Annotated in this window: 6 protein-coding genes, 7 tRNA genes and 6 rRNA genes; 1 reads left to right on the top strand and 18 read right to left on the bottom strand. The window is 40.2% G+C overall.

The genetic code is table 11. From position 1 onward, the window contains the following. Positions 1-3: 3 nt before the first annotated feature. The 11 genes from JW646_RS09890 to JW646_RS09840 form a co-directional block, all read right to left on the bottom strand. Positions 4-88: transfer RNA gene (locus tag JW646_RS09890), tRNA-Tyr, on the bottom strand. A gap of 9 nt (positions 89-97) precedes the next feature. Further along, a tRNA-Thr gene (locus JW646_RS09885) sits at positions 98-172 on the bottom strand. Between the two features lie 17 nt (positions 173-189). Next, positions 190-266 (bottom strand) — tRNA-Asp (locus JW646_RS09880). Positions 267-282: 16 nt separating this feature from the next. After that, positions 283-358: transfer RNA gene (locus JW646_RS09875), tRNA-Val, on the bottom strand. 4 nt (positions 359-362) lie between these two features. Next, positions 363-437 (bottom strand) — tRNA-Glu (locus JW646_RS09870). Between the two features lie 22 nt (positions 438-459). Beyond that, positions 460-534 (bottom strand) — tRNA-Asn (locus JW646_RS09865). Between the two features lie 5 nt (positions 535-539). Next, positions 540-656 (bottom strand): 5S ribosomal RNA (gene rrf, locus JW646_RS09860). Between the two features lie 130 nt (positions 657-786). Next, positions 787-3685, bottom strand: a 23S ribosomal RNA gene (locus JW646_RS09855). A gap of 327 nt (positions 3686-4012) precedes the next feature. Then, a 16S ribosomal RNA gene (locus tag JW646_RS09850) occupies positions 4013-5515 on the bottom strand. Together the 16S, 23S and 5S rRNA genes with 6 tRNA genes alongside form the textbook arrangement of a ribosomal RNA operon. Before the next feature lie 528 nt (positions 5516-6043). Next, positions 6044-6583 (bottom strand): anaerobic ribonucleoside-triphosphate reductase activating protein, encoded by a 540-nt coding sequence (nrdG, locus tag JW646_RS09845; RefSeq protein WP_074920465.1) that lies wholly within the window; start codon positions 6581-6583, stop codon positions 6044-6046. 24 nt (positions 6584-6607) lie between these two features. Continuing rightward, positions 6608-8959: an anaerobic ribonucleoside triphosphate reductase gene (locus JW646_RS09840; protein ID WP_074920463.1), complete on the bottom strand. Its 2352-nt coding sequence runs from the start codon at positions 8957-8959 to the stop codon at positions 6608-6610. 219 nt (positions 8960-9178) lie between these two features. On the opposite strand from JW646_RS09840, the gene JW646_RS09835 reads away from it, so the two are divergent. Beyond that, positions 9179-10363, top strand: a complete 1185-nt coding sequence (locus JW646_RS09835; RefSeq protein ID WP_228417343.1) for a pyridoxal phosphate-dependent aminotransferase — start codon at positions 9179-9181, stop codon at positions 10361-10363. A 93-nt stretch (positions 10364-10456) separates the two neighbouring features. On the opposite strand, the gene rrf (JW646_RS09830) is transcribed toward JW646_RS09835, so the two are convergent. From rrf (JW646_RS09830) to greA, 7 genes are all read right to left on the bottom strand, one after another. Continuing rightward, positions 10457-10573, bottom strand: a 5S ribosomal RNA gene (gene rrf, locus JW646_RS09830). A 138-nt stretch (positions 10574-10711) separates the two neighbouring features. Next, a 23S ribosomal RNA gene (locus JW646_RS09825) occupies positions 10712-13612 on the bottom strand. Between the two features lie 144 nt (positions 13613-13756). Then, positions 13757-13832, bottom strand: a tRNA-Ala gene (locus JW646_RS09820). 110 nt (positions 13833-13942) lie between these two features. Continuing rightward, positions 13943-15447 (bottom strand): 16S ribosomal RNA (locus JW646_RS09815). 262 nt (positions 15448-15709) lie between these two features. Continuing rightward, the gene (locus JW646_RS09810) at positions 15710-15895 is read right to left on the bottom strand and encodes a hypothetical protein (RefSeq protein WP_074920293.1); all 186 of its coding nucleotides are present in this window, start codon (positions 15893-15895) and stop codon (positions 15710-15712) included. 284 nt (positions 15896-16179) lie between these two features. Beyond that, positions 16180-17679: a lysine--tRNA ligase gene (gene lysS / locus JW646_RS09805; RefSeq protein WP_074920296.1), complete on the bottom strand. Its 1500-nt coding sequence runs from the start codon at positions 17677-17679 to the stop codon at positions 16180-16182. A 62-nt stretch (positions 17680-17741) separates the two neighbouring features. Continuing rightward, positions 17742-18218, bottom strand: coding sequence for a transcription elongation factor GreA (gene greA / locus JW646_RS09800; RefSeq protein WP_148558535.1), 477 nt, complete (start codon positions 18216-18218; stop codon positions 17742-17744). Positions 18219-18286 lie beyond the last annotated feature (68 nt).

The raw sequence follows: 18286 nt of genomic DNA, 5'->3' as shown, positions 1-18286 counted from the left end.
CTTTGGTGGAGGATGGTGGATTCGAACCACCGAAAGCATCGCTAACAGATTTACAGTCTGCCCCCTTTGGCCGCTCGGGAAATCCTCCTAAGAATTTTGGAGCTGGTGATAGGAATCGAACCTACAACCTGCTGATTACAAGTCAGCTGCTCTACCGTTGAGCCACACCAGCATAGTGTTAAATATTTATGGCGACCTGGAAGGGGTTCGAACCCTCGACCTCCAGCGTGACAGGCTGGCATTCTAACCAACTGAACTACCAGGCCGCATTTATATGTTTAATGGTGGGACCAACAGGGCTCGAACCTGTGACCCCCTGCTTGTAAGGCAGGTGCTCTCCCAGCTGAGCTATGGTCCCGTAATGGTGACTCATAGGGGAATCGAACCCCTGTTACCGCCGTGAAAGGGCGGTGTCTTAACCGCTTGACCAATGAGCCATATTATTTTAATTTTGTTCTTTGGCTCCAAGGGAGGGACTCGAACCCTCAACCTATCGGTTAACAGCCGAGTGCTCCACCGTTGAGCTACCTTGGAACATCACGTGGCTACGTGCTACTCTCCCAGGGAGTCGCCCCCCAAGTACCATCGCCGCTCAAGAGCTTAACTTCTGTGTTCGGAATGGGAACAGGTGTATCCTCTTTGCTATAATAACCACATAATTTTAACTGTTTCTTTAGACAAGAATTATAATAACATTTATGTATATAATTGTCAACTTTTTTACTGCATTTTTTTGAAAATTTAATACTTTCAAAACTGCTAACATTTAATGTTTCCATTATTTTTTTGGTCAAGTCCTCGACCTATTAGTATCAGTAAGCTACATATGTTACCACACTTCCACCTCTGACCTATCAACCATGTAGTCTTCATGGGGTCTTAACCTTACGGTGGGAAATCTTATCTCGAAGTAGGCTTCGCGCTTAGATGCTTTCAGCGCTTATCCTTTCCGTACTTAGCTACCCAGCTATGCCCTTGGCAGAACAACTGGTACACCAGCGGTACGTCCATCCCGGTCCTCTCGTACTAAGGACAGGTCTCCTCAAATTTCCTACGCCTGCGACGGATAGGGACCGAACTGTCTCACGACGTTCTGAACCCAGCTCGCGTACCACTTTAATGGGCGAACAGCCCAACCCTTGGGACCTACTACAGCCCCAGGATGTGATGAGCCGACATCGAGGTGCCAAACCTCCCCGTCGATGTGGACTCTTGGGGGAGATCAGCCTGTTATCCCCAGGGTAGCTTTTATCCGTTGAGCGATGGCCCTTCCATGCGGTACCACCGGATCACTAAGTCCGACTTTCGTCCTTGCTCGACCTGTATGTCTTGCAATCAAGCTCTCTTCTGCCTTTACACTCTACGTACGATTTCCGACCGTACTGAGAGAACCTTTGAGCGCCTCCGTTACTCTTTAGGAGGCGACCGCCCCAGTCAAACTGTCCACCTGACAGTGTCCCACTACCTGATTCAAGGCAGCTGGTTAGAATCCCAGTACTACAAGGGTGGTATCCCAAGGATGGCTCCACACAGACTGACGTCCATGCTTCATAGCCTCCCACCTATCCTGTACATGTAGCACCGAGACTCAATGTCAAGCTACAGTAAAGCTCCATGGGGTCTTTCCGTCCTGTCGCAGGTAACCGGCATCTTCACCGGTATTACAATTTCACCCAGTCTGTTGTTGAGACAGTGCCCAAATCGTTACGCCTTTCGTGCGGGTCGGAACTTACCCGACAAGGAATTTCGCTACCTTAGGACCGTTATAGTTACGGCCGCCGTTTACTGGGGCTTAAGTTCACTGCTTCGGTTACCCTAACAGATCCCCTTAACCTTCCAGCACCGGGCAGGCGTCAGCTCCTATACATCGTCTTGCGACTTAGCAGAAACCTATGTTTTTGGTAAACAGTCGCTTGGGCCTATTCTCTGCGGCCATGTTTCCATGGCACCCCTTCTCCCTAAGTTACGGGGTCATTTTGCCGAGTTCCTTAACAACAGTTCTCTGGCTGGCCTTAGGATACTCTCCTCACCCACCTGTGTCGGTTTGCGGTACAGGCACCTTTAACCTCGATAGAGACTTTTCTCGACAGTGTGAAATCAGCTACTTCGCTACTAAATTTCGCTCCGCATCGTACCCCAGCATTATTCAGGCGGATTTGCCTACCTGAACTGCCTCAATACTTGCCCGCACATAACCAACAGTGCGGTTAGCTTATCCTACTGTGTCATCCCATTTCTCAAACGGTTATTGGTGGTACAGGAATATCAACCTGTTGTCCATCACCTACGCCTTTCGGCCTCGGCTTAGGTCCTGACTAACCCAGGGCGGACGAACCTTCCCCTGGAAACCTTGGGTTTACGGCCTGTGGGATTCTCACCCACATCTCGCTACTCATGCCAACATTCTCACTTCTATACAGTCCACATCTCCTTACGGTAATGCTTCAATCCGTATAGAAAGCTCTCCTACCCATCATAAATGATGCCGTAGCTTCGGTAGTACGTTTTAGCCCCGGAAATTTTCGGCGCAGGATCACTCGACCAGTGAGCTATTACGCACTCTTTAAATGAGTGGCTGCTTCTAAGCCAACATCCTGGTTGTCTGTGCAATCCCACATCCTTTACCACTTAACGTACATTTAGGGACCTTAGCTGACGATCTGGGCTGTTGCCCTTTTGACTATGAATCTTATCACCCACAGTCTGACTCCCAAGCATAAGAATACGGTATTCGGAGTTTGATAGTCTTCGGTAAGTGCAATACCCCTAGGACATTCAGTGCTCTACCCCGTTTCTCTAAATCTTGAGGCTAGCCCTAAAGCTATTTCGGAGAGAACCAGCTATCTCCGGGCTCGATTGGAATTTCACCGCTATCCACAGGTCATCCCCGAGCTTTTCAACGCTCGTGGGTTCGGTCCTCCACGAAATTTTACTTTCGCTTCAACCTGCCCATGGATAGGTCGCCCGGTTTCGGGTCTACGTCAACTAACTATACGCCCAGTTAAGACTCGCTTTCGCTGCGGCTCCACACCTTAAGTGCTTAACCTTGCTAGGTAACGTAACTCGTTGGCCCGTTCTACAAAAAGTACGCAGTCACACAAATAATGTGCTCCTACAGCTTGTAAGTGTAGGGTTTCAGGTTCTATTTCACTCCCCTCCCGGGGTTCTTTTCACCTTTCCCTCACGGTACTATACGCTATCGGTCACTAGGTAGTATTTAGGCTTGGAGGATGGTCCCTCCTGCTTCCCACAGGGTTTCACGTGTCCCGTGGTACTCTGGATCATATCTAGAGTCTTATTCTTTAAACTACGTGGCTTTTACACTTTATAGCGGAGCTTTCCAACTCTCTTCGTCTTGAATAAGTGATTCTGTTATGATATGTCCGCAACCCCAGTGAAGAAAACTTCACTGGTTTGGCCTGTTCCGCGTTCGCTCGCCGCTACTTACGGAATCGAATTTCTTTCTCTTCCTCCGGGTACTTAGATGTTTCAGTTCCCCGGGTTCCCCTCGCATAGCTATGTATTCACTATACGATACTTAGACATTACTCTAAGTGAGTTTCCTCATTCGGAAATCTTGGGATCACAGTTTACGTGCAACTCCCCCAAGCTTATCGCAGCTTATCGCGTCCTTCATCAGCTCCTAGTGCCAAGGCATTCGCCCTACACCCTTAATAACTTGACCAGTTATTAATTCTTGATATTTTTAAAAGTTATCTTCTTTATATGATACATTTTTAAGAAGTTTATCTTCTTCTTTATATAATGTCATATCACTAAATGTTATGCAGTTTTCAAAGTACTAGGTACTTAACAAGTAAGTACAAATGGTGGAGATAAACGGGATCGAACCGTTGACCCCCTGCGTGCAAGGCAGGTGCTCTCCCAGCTGAGCTATACCCCATATGTTTTTTCAACAAAATATATTATAATCACTTTGTCGAATTTCGTCAATATTTTTTGTAAGAGTTAAAGAACCCTCAAAATTAAACAGTAGGTTAATTCTCCCTAGAAAGGAGGTGATCCAGCCGCACCTTCCGATACGGCTACCTTGTTACGACTTCACCCCAGTTATTGATTTCACCTTCGACACTCGCTTCCCAAAAGGGTTAGCTAAGTGGCTTCGGGCGCCCCAACTTCCGTGGTGTGACGGGCGGTGTGTACAAGACCCGGGAACGCATTCACCGCAGCATTCTGATCTGCGATTACTAGTAACTCCAGCTTCATGTAGGCGAGTTTCAGCCTACAATCCGAACTGAGAATGGCTTTAAGGGATTAGCTCGGCCTCACGACTTGGCTGCCCTCTGTACCACCCATTGTAGCACGTGTGTAGCCCTAAGCATAAGGGGCATGATGATTTGACGTCATCCCCACCTTCCTCCAGGTTATCCCTGGCAGTCCCTCTAGAGTGCCCAACTTAATGCTGGCAACTAAAGGCAAGGGTTGCGCTCGTTGCGGGACTTAACCCAACATCTCACGACACGAGCTGACGACAACCATGCACCACCTGTCACTTCTGTCCCCGAAGGAAAAATGCGATTAGGCATCGGTCAAAAGGATGTCAAGCTTAGGTAAGGTTCTTCGCGTTGCTTCGAATTAAACCACATGCTCCGCTACTTGTGCGGGTCCCCGTCAATTCCTTTGAGTTTCACTCTTGCGAGCGTACTCCCCAGGCGGAGTACTTAATGCGTTAGCTGCGGCACCGAGGGGGGTAACCCCCGACACCTAGTACTCATCGTTTACGGCGTGGACTACCAGGGTATCTAATCCTGTTTGCTCCCCACGCTTTCGTGCCTCAGTGTCAGTTACAGTCCAGAAAGCCGCCTTCGCTACTGGTGTTCCTCCTAATATCTACGCATTTCACCGCTACACTAGGAATTCCACTTTCCTCTCCTGCACTCAAGTTTTCCAGTTTCAAGAGCTTACTACGGTTGAGCCGTAGCCTTTCACTCCTGACTTAAAAAACCACCTACGCACCCTTTACGCCCAGTAAATCCGGATAACGCTAGCCCCCTACGTATTACCGCGGCTGCTGGCACGTAGTTAGCCGGGGCTTCCTCCTCAAGTACCGTCATTATCTTCCTTGAGGACAGAGTTTTACGACCCGAAGGCCTTCATCACTCACGCGGCGTTGCTGCATCAGGCTTTCGCCCATTGTGCAATATTCCCCACTGCTGCCTCCCGTAGGAGTTTGGACCGTGTCTCAGTTCCAATGTGGCCGATCACCCTCTCAGGTCGGCTACTGATCGTCGCCTTGGTAAGCCATTACCTTACCAACTAGCTAATCAGACGCGGGTCCATCTCATACCGCCGGAGCTTTGATAAAAAATCCATGTGAATCTCTTATATTATCCTGTATTAGCATACCTTTCGGTATGTTATCCATGTGTATGAGGCAGGTTACCCACGCGTTACTCACCCGTCCGCCGCTCTTTACCGAAGTAAATCGCTCGACTTGCATGTGTTAGGCACGCCGCCAGCGTTCATCCTGAGCCAGGATCAAACTCTCATAAAAAAGTTGTCCATTGCTCAGACTAATCATTATCTGAATATCTGGCTTGGTTTGTTTGTTGTTTCAGTTTAATTCTTAAAGAATTAATTTATTGTTAACCTACTGTTTAATTTTCAAAGTTCTTTATTTTTCAACTTCTTAATTTTATCAAAGTCGATTTTATTTGTCAACACTTTTATTTTCGTTGACTCGTTATCTTTTTGACAAGTATTACTTTATCATTTAAATACTTTATTTGTCAACAACTTTTTTAAAAGTTTTGTTGCTTTTTTGCTCTCGTCTCAAGGACAAGTATAACTATACCAGGTTTATTTTTAATCGTCAACACTTTTTCCCAATATTTTTTTCATGCATTTTCGTATAAATCTTTATCCACATTTCCACATTTTTACACTCGTTAGAATTTCAAACTTTAATACAAGTCCGTTATATTTTATCCACATTTCCACTATAATTATTCACATATTTTTATTTATATATTTTTAAAATAAAATTAAGGAAGACAATAAATTATATCATCTTCCTTAAAATCTATTTCGCCATATGCAGACTTTTCTCCATATATTCTTCTTTTAATATTACTTGATTTACTTCCAGGCTACGTTTAACATCTATAACTCTTTGATTTGATGATCCTCTAAATTTTAACGTTACATCTTTTTTTTCATATACAAATTTTCCATCTACTAGTATGTCTATATATTGTAATAAAGTTTTATTTTGCATATATAGAGGATTTTCTTTGTTTATTAAGTATTCAAATTCAAAACCAGTATAACACCACACATCTAAATTTTCCAACTGTGCTGATTTTGCTATTAATGATAATGATTTTGGTTGTAAAAATGGTTCCCCACCTGATAAGGTTATTCCCTTATGCAATTTAAGTTTTTTCACTTCTTTTATAACATAGTCCGTATCAACCATGATTCCACCTTCTAATTTATGAGTTTGAGGGTTATGGCATTTATAACAATTATGTATACAACCTTGTGTCCAAATAACCATTCTAAGTCCAGGTCCATCAACAATACTATCATACGTCAACTCTGAGGCTAATCTTAATTTCATATAACCACTACCTTTAATATTTTTTTATTTATGTTTAACTCTATCTCTAACCTCTGCTTTTTTTGCATCATTAAATCTATCTACAGTTCCTACTAAATATCCTGTTATTCTTCTTATTCTCTCAAATTTCATATCACTATCCTTTTCATTTCTTCCACACTTTGGGCATACAAATCCTTCTATAACTCCAGAATAACCACATATAGGATCTCTATCTACTGGATGATTTACACTACCATATCCTATTCCAGATTCTTTCATAGCTCTTATTATTGTTTCAAAAGCCTCTAAATTATTTGATGTATCTCCATCTAGTTCCACATATGTAATATGCCCACCATTTGTTAAGGAATGATAAGGTGCTTCTTTTTTTATCTTATCATACGCATTTATGTTGTAGTAAACAGGTACGTGGAATGAATTTGTATAATATTCTTTATCTGTTATACCTTTTATTTCGCCGTAAATATTCTTATCTATATCTGTAAATCTACCTGATAACCCTTCTGCCGGTGTTGCTATTAAAGAAAAGTTTAATTTATACTTATCAGTGGCTTCATCCATTCTTTTGCGCATATGTGATATTATTTTCAATCCTAATTCTTGCGCTTCTTCACTTTCCCCATGATGTTTTCCTATTAACCCTATTAAACACTCAGCTAAACCAATAAAGCCAAGTGTCAGAGTTCCTTGTTTAATCACTTCGTCTAATTTGTCATCGTAGTTTAATTTATCTGAATCTCTCCATATACCTTGCCCCATTAAGAAAGGAAAGTTTTTAACTTTTCTATTTCCTTGTATCTCCATTCTTTCTAGTAATTCATCTATTACTAATGCTATTTTATTATCTAAATCCTTGAAGAATCCATCTATATCAGTTTTATCATTTTTTATTATTCCGTGTTCTATGCCAAGTCTAGGTAAATTTATAGTTGTAAAAGATAAATTACCTCTACCGCTAACTTCATTTTTACCACACACATTACTCATCACTCTCGTTCTGCATCCCATATAAGTTGCTTCAGTTTCTGGGTTATTAGGTTCATAGTACTCTATATTAAATGGCGCATCTAAAAAGCTAAAATTCGGAAACAATCTTTTCGCTGATACTCTACAGGATAATTTAAATAAATCATAGTTAGGATCACTTTCATTTAAGTTCACGCCTTCTTTTACCTTAAATATAAGTATAGGGAATATTGCTGTTTCACCATTTCCCAAACCTTTTTCCATTGATAATAATAAATTTTTACTTACCATTCTACCTTCTAGTGACGTGTCTGTCCCAAAATTTATACTTGAAAATGGTACTTGAGCTCCTGCTCTAGAGTGCATTGTATTTAGATTATGTATAAAACCTTCCATAGATTGATATGTCTGTTTGTCTGTTTCTTTATATGCTTCTTTATATGCGAATTCTTGTATTCTAATTGCTGTATTTGAATCAATACTAAATTCTTTAATTAACTTTTCTCTTTCCATGAATTTATATTTATCATCTTGTTTTAATCCAACTTTTAACCCTGTTTCATCTTCCGTAGAATATACTATATCTTTTAATTTTTCAGTGTCACTTTCATTTACTAATAATTCTATACCCTTTAATAAATTATCTATATATAGTTTTCTGAAAGTCTTGTATACACCTTTGGACATGTCATAATCAAAAAATGGTATACTTTGGCCTCCATGTTGATCATTTTGATCGCTCTGAATTGCAATTGCTGCTAAGGCACCATAACTCATAATGCTGTTTGGTTCTCTTAAAAAACCATGACCTGTTGAAAATCCATTTTTAAAAAGTTTATCTAGCTTAATTTGACAACATGTTAATGTTCCCATATTAAGAAAATCCATATCATGTATATGTATATCTCCGCTATCATGAGCATTAACATGTTCGGGCTTTAATACAAATGTTTTGCAAAATTCTTTTGAAACTGTACTTCCATACTGCAGCATTGTTCCCATAGCTGTATTTCCATCAATATTAGCATTTTCTCTTTTTATATTAGCATCACTAGCATCTTCAAATGTTATTTGACTTATAGACTTCATAAGTCTTGTTCGAGAATTTCTTATTCTACTTCTTTCATTTCTATATGTAATGTACTTTTCACTAGTTCTAGCATGACCATCTTCTATTAAAACTTTTACTACAATATTTTGTATATCTTCAACTCCTGGAATTGTGTCATTAAACTTAGAATTTAATATCTTTATTACGTTTTGACTTAATTCTTCGGACATTTCATAACTAGGTACTATGCCCTCTTCTTTTGCCACTTCACTAGCCGCTTTAAATATAGCTCTTGTTATTCTATCTTCATTAAGTTTTACGATTCTTCCATCCCTTTTTCTAATATATTCTAACATTAAAAAACCCCCTCTTAATCACTATATATTGTATGAGTACAACAATTTGACCACTATATATGGTATATATCCACCATTTATAATAGAATAACATTTATGAAAAGGCTTTGTCTATAAAGTACTTAAAATCTTTTTTGTCAACAAAAGTTATTAGTTTTTATGAAATTTTTCCTTTTTTATTGTATTATAGATAATATACTTATTTTAGGGGGTAAAAAAATGTTATCTAATCGACTTAGTATTATATCACCTTCTTGTACTATAGGAATTAGTTCAAAGGTAAAAGAAATGAGAGAATCAGGTAAAGATGTTATAAGTTTAAGCATAGGGGAACCAGATTTTAACGTTCCTAAAAAGGCTCTTGAATGTGGAGTTAAATCTTTAAGTGAAAATTGCACAAAATATGATTTAGTTCCTGGATTAACTATACTTAGGGATGAAATTTGTAAAAAATTATTAGAGGAAAATAACTGTTTTTATTCTTCAGATGAAATAGTTCTATCTAGTGGAGCAAAAAATGCTATAACAAATGCTTTGTTAGTAGTTACAGATCCAGGAGATGAAGTTTTAATACCAAAACCATATTGGGTAAGTTATTCTGAAATGACTAAACTCGTTAATGCAGTTCCTGTACCAATTGAAACAAGTAAGTCAAATGACTTTAAATTAACAGCAGATTTATTAGAAAAATATATAACTGACAAAACTAAAATGCTTTTATTAAATAATCCATCCAATCCAACAGGAAGTGTTTATACAAAGGAAGAGTTATTAGAAATAGTAAATGTATGTTTAGAAAAAAAAATATATATATTATCTGACGAAATTTACGAAAGAATATGCTATAATGGTAAATTTGTATCTGTGGCATCATTAGGAGAAGAAGTAAAAAATATTACTATTACTGTTAATGGATTTGCCAAATCATCAGCAATGACTGGACTTCGATTAGGATATACTGCATCAAATAAAGAAATAGCTAAAGGAATTAGTTCAATACAAGGTCACTTAATTTCTCATCCATCTTTAACAGCCCAGTATATAGGATACGGAGCATTAAAGTATTGTAAAAACGATATAGATAATATGGTAAATACATACAAAACTAGAAGAGATTTAATTACTTCCAAATTGGATACTATGAACTATGTAGATTATGTTTATCCAAATGGAGCATTCTATGTATTTATAGATTTATCTCAAGTCGCTCAAAAATATAAATATAATGAAAGTTTTTCCATTGAATTTTGTGATGAATTCCTATCTAGATACAACGTAGCCATAGTTCCTGGAAAAGCTTTTGGAATTGATGAATATGTGCGTATATCTTACGCTTGCTCAGAAAAAGAATTTTTAGAAGGATTAAGTAGATTAGAAAATTTCATTTTAGAAATAATGAATTAAAATTATATACAAACGAAAAAGCCATGTAAAATTAATTTACATGGCTTCTTTAGTTAGGTTTTTACATGGCTTATATTCCTAAACAAAAAAATTACGTGGCTACGTGCTACTCTCCCAGGGGGTCGCCCCCCAAGTACCATCGCCGCTCAAGAGCTTAACTTCTGTGTTCGGAATGGGAACAGGTGTATCCTCTTTGCTATAATAACCACATAAAATTCATTACACTCATATCGCCAACGATATTTCTTTGCTTTCGCTTCAGAAAAATCCGTTGCTCAAAGTGTTTTAAGTATTAACTTTTGTTAGTACTTTCAAAACTGCTAACATTTAATGTTTCCATTATTTTTTTTGGTCAAGTCCTCGACCTATTAGTATCAGTAAGCTACATATGTTACCACACTTCCACCTCTGACCTATCAACCATGTAGTCTTCATGGGGTCTTAACCTTACGGTGGGAAATCTTATCTCGAAGTAGGCTTCGCGCTTAGATGCTTTCAGCGCTTATCCTTTCCGTACTTAGCTACCCAGCTATGCCCTTGGCAGAACAACTGGTACACCAGCGGTACGTCCATCCCGGTCCTCTCGTACTAAGGACAGGTCTCCTCAAATTTCCTACGCCTGCGACGGATAGGGACCGAACTGTCTCACGACGTTCTGAACCCAGCTCGCGTACCACTTTAATGGGCGAACAGCCCAACCCTTGGGACCTACTACAGCCCCAGGATGTGATGAGCCGACATCGAGGTGCCAAACCTCCCCGTCGATGTGGACTCTTGGGGGAGATCAGCCTGTTATCCCCAGGGTAGCTTTTATCCGTTGAGCGATGGCCCTTCCATGCGGTACCACCGGATCACTAAGTCCGACTTTCGTCCTTGCTCGACCTGTATGTCTTGCAATCAAGCTCTCTTCTGCCTTTACACTCTACGTACGATTTCCGACCGTACTGAGAGAACCTTTGAGCGCCTCCGTTACTCTTTAGGAGGCGACCGCCCCAGTCAAACTGTCCACCTGACAGTGTCCCACTACCTGATTCAAGGCAGCTGGTTAGAATCCCAGTACTACAAGGGTGGTATCCCAAGGATGACTCCACACAGACTGACGTCCATGCTTCATAGCCTCCCACCTATCCTGTACATGTAGCACCGAGACTCAATGTCAAGCTACAGTAAAGCTCCATGGGGTCTTTCCGTCCTGTCGCAGGTAACCGGCATCTTCACCGGTATTACAATTTCACCCAGTCTGTTGTTGAGACAGTGCCCAAATCGTTACGCCTTTCGTGCGGGTCGGAACTTACCCGACAAGGAATTTCGCTACCTTAGGACCGTTATAGTTACGGCCGCCGTTTACTGGGGCTTAAGTTCACTGCTTCGGTTACCCTAACAGATCCCCTTAACCTTCCAGCACCGGGCAGGCGTCAGCTCCTATACATCGTCTTGCGACTTAGCAGAAACCTATGTTTTTGGTAAACAGTCGCTTGGGCCTATTCTCTGCGGCCATGTTTCCATGGCACCCCTTCTCCCTAAGTTACGGGGTCATTTTGCCGAGTTCCTTAACAACAGTTCTCTGGCTGGCCTTAGGATACTCTCCTCACCCACCTGTGTCGGTTTGCGGTACAGGCACCTTTAACCTCGATAGAGACTTTTCTCGACAGTGTGAAATCAGCTACTTCGCTACTAAATTTCGCTCCGCATCGTACCCCAGCATTATTCAGGCGGATTTGCCTACCTGAACTGCCTCAATACTTGCCCGCACATAACCAACAGTGCGGTTAGCTTATCCTACTGTGTCATCCCATTTCTCAAACGGTTATTGGTGGTACAGGAATATCAACCTGTTGTCCATCACCTACGCCTTTCGGCCTCGGCTTAGGTCCTGACTAACCCAGGGCGGACGAACCTTCCCCTGGAAACCTTGGGTTTACGGCCTGTGGGATTCTCACCCACATCTCGCTACTCATGCCAACATTCTCACTTCTATACAGTCCACATCTCCTTACGGTAATGCTTCAATCCGTATAGAAAGCTCTCCTACCCATCATAAATGATGCCGTAGCTTCGGTAGTACGTTTTAGCCCCGGAAATTTTCGGCGCAGGATCACTCGACCAGTGAGCTATTACGCACTCTTTAAATGAGTGGCTGCTTCTAAGCCAACATCCTGGTTGTCTGTGCAATCCCACATCCTTTACCACTTAACGTACATTTAGGGACCTTAGCTGACGATCTGGGCTGTTGCCCTTTTGACTATGAATCTTATCACCCACAGTCTGACTCCCAAGCATAAGAATACGGTATTCGGAGTTTGATAGTCTTCGGTAAGTGCAATACCCCCTAGGACATTCAGTGCTCTACCCCCGTTTCTCTAAATCTTGAGGCTAGCCCTAAAGCTATTTCGGAGAGAACCAGCTATCTCCGGGCTCGATTGGAATTTCACCGCTATCCACAGGTCATCCCCGAGCTTTTCAACGCTCGTGGGTTCGGTCCTCCACGAAATTTTACTTTCGCTTCAACCTGCCCATGGATAGGTCGCCCGGTTTCGGGTCTACGTCAACTAACTATACGCCCAGTTAAGACTCGCTTTCGCTGCGGCTCCACACCTTAAGTGCTTAACCTTGCTAGGTAACGTAACTCGTTGGCCCGTTCTACAAAAAGTACGCAGTCACACAAATAATGTGCTCCTACAGCTTGTAAGTGTAGGGTTTCAGGTTCTATTTCACTCCCCTCCCGGGGTTCTTTTCACCTTTCCCTCACGGTACTATACGCTATCGGTCACTAGGTAGTATTTAGGCTTGGAGGATGGTCCCTCCTGCTTCCCACAGGGTTTCACGTGTCCCGTGGTACTCTGGATCATATCTAGAGTCTTATTCTTTAAACTACGTGGCTTTTACATTTTATAGCGGAGCTTTCCAACTCTCTTCGTCTTGAATAAGTGATTCTGTTATGATATGTCCGCAACCCCAGTGAAGAAAACTTCACTGGTTTGGCCTGTTCCGCGTTCGCTCGCCGCTACTTACGGAATCGAATTTCTTTCTCTTCCTCCGGGTACTTAGATGTTTCAGTTCCCCGGGTTCCCCTCGCATAGCTATGTATTCACTATACGATACTTAGACATTACTCTAAGTGAGTTTCCTCATTCGGAAATCTTGGGATCACAGTTTACGTGCAACTCCCCCAAGCTTATCGCAGCTTATCGCGTCCTTCATCGGCTCCTAGTGCCAAGGCATTCGCCCTACACCCTTAATAACTTGACCAGTTATTAATTCTTGATATTTTTAAAAGTTATCTTCTTTATATGATATATTTTTTAAGAAGTTTATCTTCTTCTTTATATAATGTCATATCACTAAATGTTATGCAGTTTTCAAAGTACTAGGTACTTAACAAGTAAGTACAAATGGTGGAGATAAACGGGATCGAACCGTTGACCCCCTGCGTGCAAGGCAGGTGCTCTCCCAGCTGAGCTATACCCCCATATGTTTTTTCAACAAAATATATTATAATCACTTTGTCGAATTTCGTCAATATTTTTTTGTAAGAGTTAAAGAACCCTCAAAATTAAACAGTAGGTTAATTCTCCCTAGAAAGGAGGTGATCCAGCCGCACCTTCCGATACGGCTACCTTGTTACGACTTCACCCCAGTTATTGATTTCACCTTCGACACTCGCTTCCCAAAAGGGTTAGCTAAGTGGCTTCGGGCGCCCCCAACTTCCGTGGTGTGACGGGCGGTGTGTACAAGACCCGGGAACGCATTCACCGCAGCATTCTGATCTGCGATTACTAGTAACTCCAGCTTCATGTAGGCGAGTTTCAGCCTACAATCCGAACTGAGAATGGCTTTAAGGGATTAGCTCGGCCTCACGACTTGGCTGCCCTCTGTACCACCCATTGTAGCACGTGTGTAGCCCTAAGCATAAGGGGCATGATGATTTGACGTCATCCCCACCTTCCTCCAGGTTATCCCTGGCAGTCCCTCTAGAGTGCCCAACTTAATGCTGGCAACTAAAGGCAAGGGTTGCGCTCGTTGCGGGACTTAACCCAACATCTCACGACACGAGCTGACGACAACCATGCACCACCTGTCACTTCTGTCCCCGAAGGGAAAAATGCGATTAGGCATCGGTCAAAAGGATGTCAAGCTTAGGTAAGGTTCTTCGCGTTGCTTCGAATTAAACCACATGCTCCGCTACTTGTGCGGGTCCCCGTCAATTCCTTTGAGTTTCACTCTTGCGAGCGTACTCCCCAGGCGGAGTACTTAATGCGTTAGCTGCGGCACCGAGGGGGGTAACCCCCGACACCTAGTACTCATCGTTTACGGCGTGGACTACCAGGGTATCTAATCCTGTTTGCTCCCCACGCTTTCGTGCCTCAGTGTCAGTTACAGTCCAGAAAGCCGCCTTCGCTACTGGTGTTCCTCCTAATATCTACGCATTTCACCGCTACACTAGGAATTCCACTTTCCTCTCCTGTACTCAAGTTTTCCAGTTTCAAGAGCTTACTACGGTTGAGCCGTAGCCTTTCACTCCTGACTTAAAAAACCACCTACGCACCCTTTACGCCCAGTAAATCCGGATAACGCTAGCCCCCTACGTATTACCGCGGCTGCTGGCACGTAGTTAGCCGGGGCTTCCTCCTCAAGTACCGTCATTATCTTCCTTGAGGACAGAGTTTTACGACCCGAAGGCCTTCATCACTCACGCGGCGTTGCTGCATCAGGCTTTCGCCCATTGTGCAATATTCCCCACTGCTGCCTCCCGTAGGAGTTTGGACCGTGTCTCAGTTCCAATGTGGCCGATCACCCTCTCAGGTCGGCTACTGATCGTCGCCTTGGTAAGCCATTACCTTACCAACTAGCTAATCAGACGCGGGTCCATCTCATACCGCCGGAGCTTTGATAAAAAATCCATGTGAATCTCTTATATTATCCTGTATTAGCATACCTTTCGGTATGTTATCCATGTGTATGAGGCAGGTTACCCACGCGTTACTCACCCGTCCGCCGCTCTTTACCGAAGTAAATCGCTCGACTTGCATGTGTTAGGCACGCCGCCAGCGTTCATCCTGAGCCAGGATCAAACTCTCATAAAAAAGTTGTCCATTGCTCAGACTAATCATTATCTGAATATCTGGCTTGGTTTGTTTGTTGTTTCAGTTTAATTCTTTAAGAATTAATTTATTGTTAACCTACTGTTTAATTTTCAAAGTTCTTTGCTTGTTTCAGCTTCTTTATCTTACCAAAGTTATTTTTCTTTGTCAATAACTTTTCTAAGAAGTTTTTAGCTGTTTGCCCTTATCTCAAGGACAAGTAATACTATATCATTTATATAACAGTAGGTCAACACTTTTTTATTTATTTTGCTATTTTATTTTTATAATTATACGTAACATTTGCAGTAGCCGGTTTTACGTTATTCTTTTTATTATTACTACTTACCTTGTTAAATACCTTTAATGTATCTTCACATAAAAAAATCATCACTTGTAAAGATAAAAGACATATACTTATAAGACATATCCATGACATAATTTGATTCATTTTCATTGCCCCTTCCGTATAACATTAATTTTTATATTCATTTCTAAGTATTTATCCATTTTTCCTTTAATAATTTTTCTTTCATTATTTTCATAATAAAATACCATTTTTTCTTTTTTATCATTTTAAATTAGGTAGCAACATTTTTTGTTCATGTTTTTTATATTTTACTGTTGATATGTAAATTAATTTTTGTAATAAAAATATTTCTATATTTGTACAACAAAAAAACTCATGCCTTAATAACTACAAAAATTATTAAGCACGAGTTTTTTATATTAAAGCTATTCTTCTATTTGATTTTTATTTTGGTCAATAGGTTTCATTGTTGGGAATAGTATTACATCTCTTATCGATGCAGAGTTAGTAAGTAACATCATAACTCTATCTATACCTATTCCTAGACCACCTGTTGGAGGTAAACCTACTTCTAATGCATTTATGAAGTCTTCATCCATATCGCAAGCTTCATCATCACCTAATTCTTTTTTTCTCATTTGATCCATAAATCTTCCTTTTTGGTCTATTGGGTCATTAAGTTCAGAGAATGCATTAGCTAATTCCCATTTATTTGCGAAGGCTTCGAATCTATCAGTTTTTCTTGGGTCTTCAACATTTCTCTTAGCAAGAGGTGATACTTCAACTGGATGATGTGTTATAAATGTTGGTTGGATTAATTTATCTTCACCGAATTCTTCGAAGAATGCATTTATAACTTCTCCTCTTCTCATTCCAGGCATTATTTCTATACCTTTTTCTCTAGCTATCTCTAAAGCTTCTTCATCTGTATTTATTGTATCAAAGTCAACGCCAGTATATTCTTTAACACATTCTATCATTGTCATTCTTCTCCAAGGTGGTTTAAAATCTATTTCAGTTCCTTGGTAATTTACAACTGTACTTCCTGTAGCTACTTCTGCCATATGAGATATAAGATTTTCAGTTATTCTCATCATATCTTCATAATCAGCATATGCTTGATATAATTCCATAGCAGTATATTCTGGGTTATGCTTTATAGACATACCTTCATTTCTGAACATTCTACCCATTTCATATACTTTATCAAATCCACCTACTATAAGTCTTTTTAAGTATAATTCATTTGCTATTCTTAAGTACATTGGTATATCTAGTGTATTGTGATGAGTAACAAATGGTCTAGCATTTGCTCCACCAGCAATAGTATTTAATATAGGTGTTTCAACTTCTAAGAATCCTCTTTCATCCAAGAATGCTCTTAGGGCTTTTAATGCTTTTGTTCTTGTTAAGAACGCATCTTTAACTTCTGGGTTAACTATTAAGTCAACATATCTTTGTCTATATCTTATATCTTGATCTTTTAATCCATGATATTTTTCTGGTAATACTTGTAGTGATTTAGATAATAAAACTACAGAAGTCGCTTTTACTGATATCTCTTCTTTTTTAGTTTTAAATACTTCACCTTCTAAACCTATAATATCACCTATATCATAAGTTTTAAAAATATCGTAGTCTTCTTCGCCTATTCTATCTTTTCTTACGTAACATTGTATTCTTCCATCTTGATCTTGGATATCTATAAATCCAGCTTTTCCTTGAAGTCTTTTGCTCATTATACGTCCAGCTATTTTAACAACTTTTCCTTCCATTTGGTCAAAGTTATCTTTTATGTCTTTAGAACAGTTAGTTCTATCATATCTGCTTTGTTCAAATGGGTTTTTGCCCATTTCTTGTAACTTGCTCAATTTTTCTCTTCTTACTTTAAGTACTTCTGTAAGGTCTTCTTGGTTATCAATCATATTTTGTTGATCTTTACTCATTTTTATCCTCCAAGTTATGTTCTTATTAAATTTTAGTTAAATTATCTTCTTATATCTAATATTTTATATATTGCAACACCATTTGGCACTTGAACTTCAACATTATCACCTTTATGTTTCCCTATAAATGCGCTACCTACTGGTGATTCATTTGATATTTTACCATTGTATGGATCAGCTTCTGCAGAACCTACTATTGTATATTCTACTTCTTCTTCAAAGTCAGTATCATATACTTTAACTGTTGATCCAATTGTTACTATATTGCTGTCTATTTGACTCTCATCTATTATAACAGCCTTTCTTAAAATATTTTCTAATTTTACGATTCTTTCTTCTACTTGAGCTTGCTCATTTTTAGCTTCATCGTATTCAGCATTTTCCGATAAGTCTCCAAATGAAATAGCTACTTTTATTCTTTCTGCAACTTCTTTTCTTTTAACTGTTTTTAAGTACTCTACTTCTTCTTCTATTTTGTTGTAACCTTCCTGTGTAAGTATCTCTTGTTTTTCTACCATAACCCCTACAACTCCTTCTATATAATTTTAAAATACGCTTATTCAACATATTTTACATTTATTCCTAT

The organism is Terrisporobacter hibernicus (genome assembly GCF_020809405.1).
GTDB lineage: Bacteria > Bacillota > Clostridia > Peptostreptococcales > Peptostreptococcaceae > Terrisporobacter > Terrisporobacter petrolearius.
The sequence above is the reverse complement of the archived record's forward strand: the minus strand, read 5'-3'. Positions and strand labels throughout refer to the sequence as shown.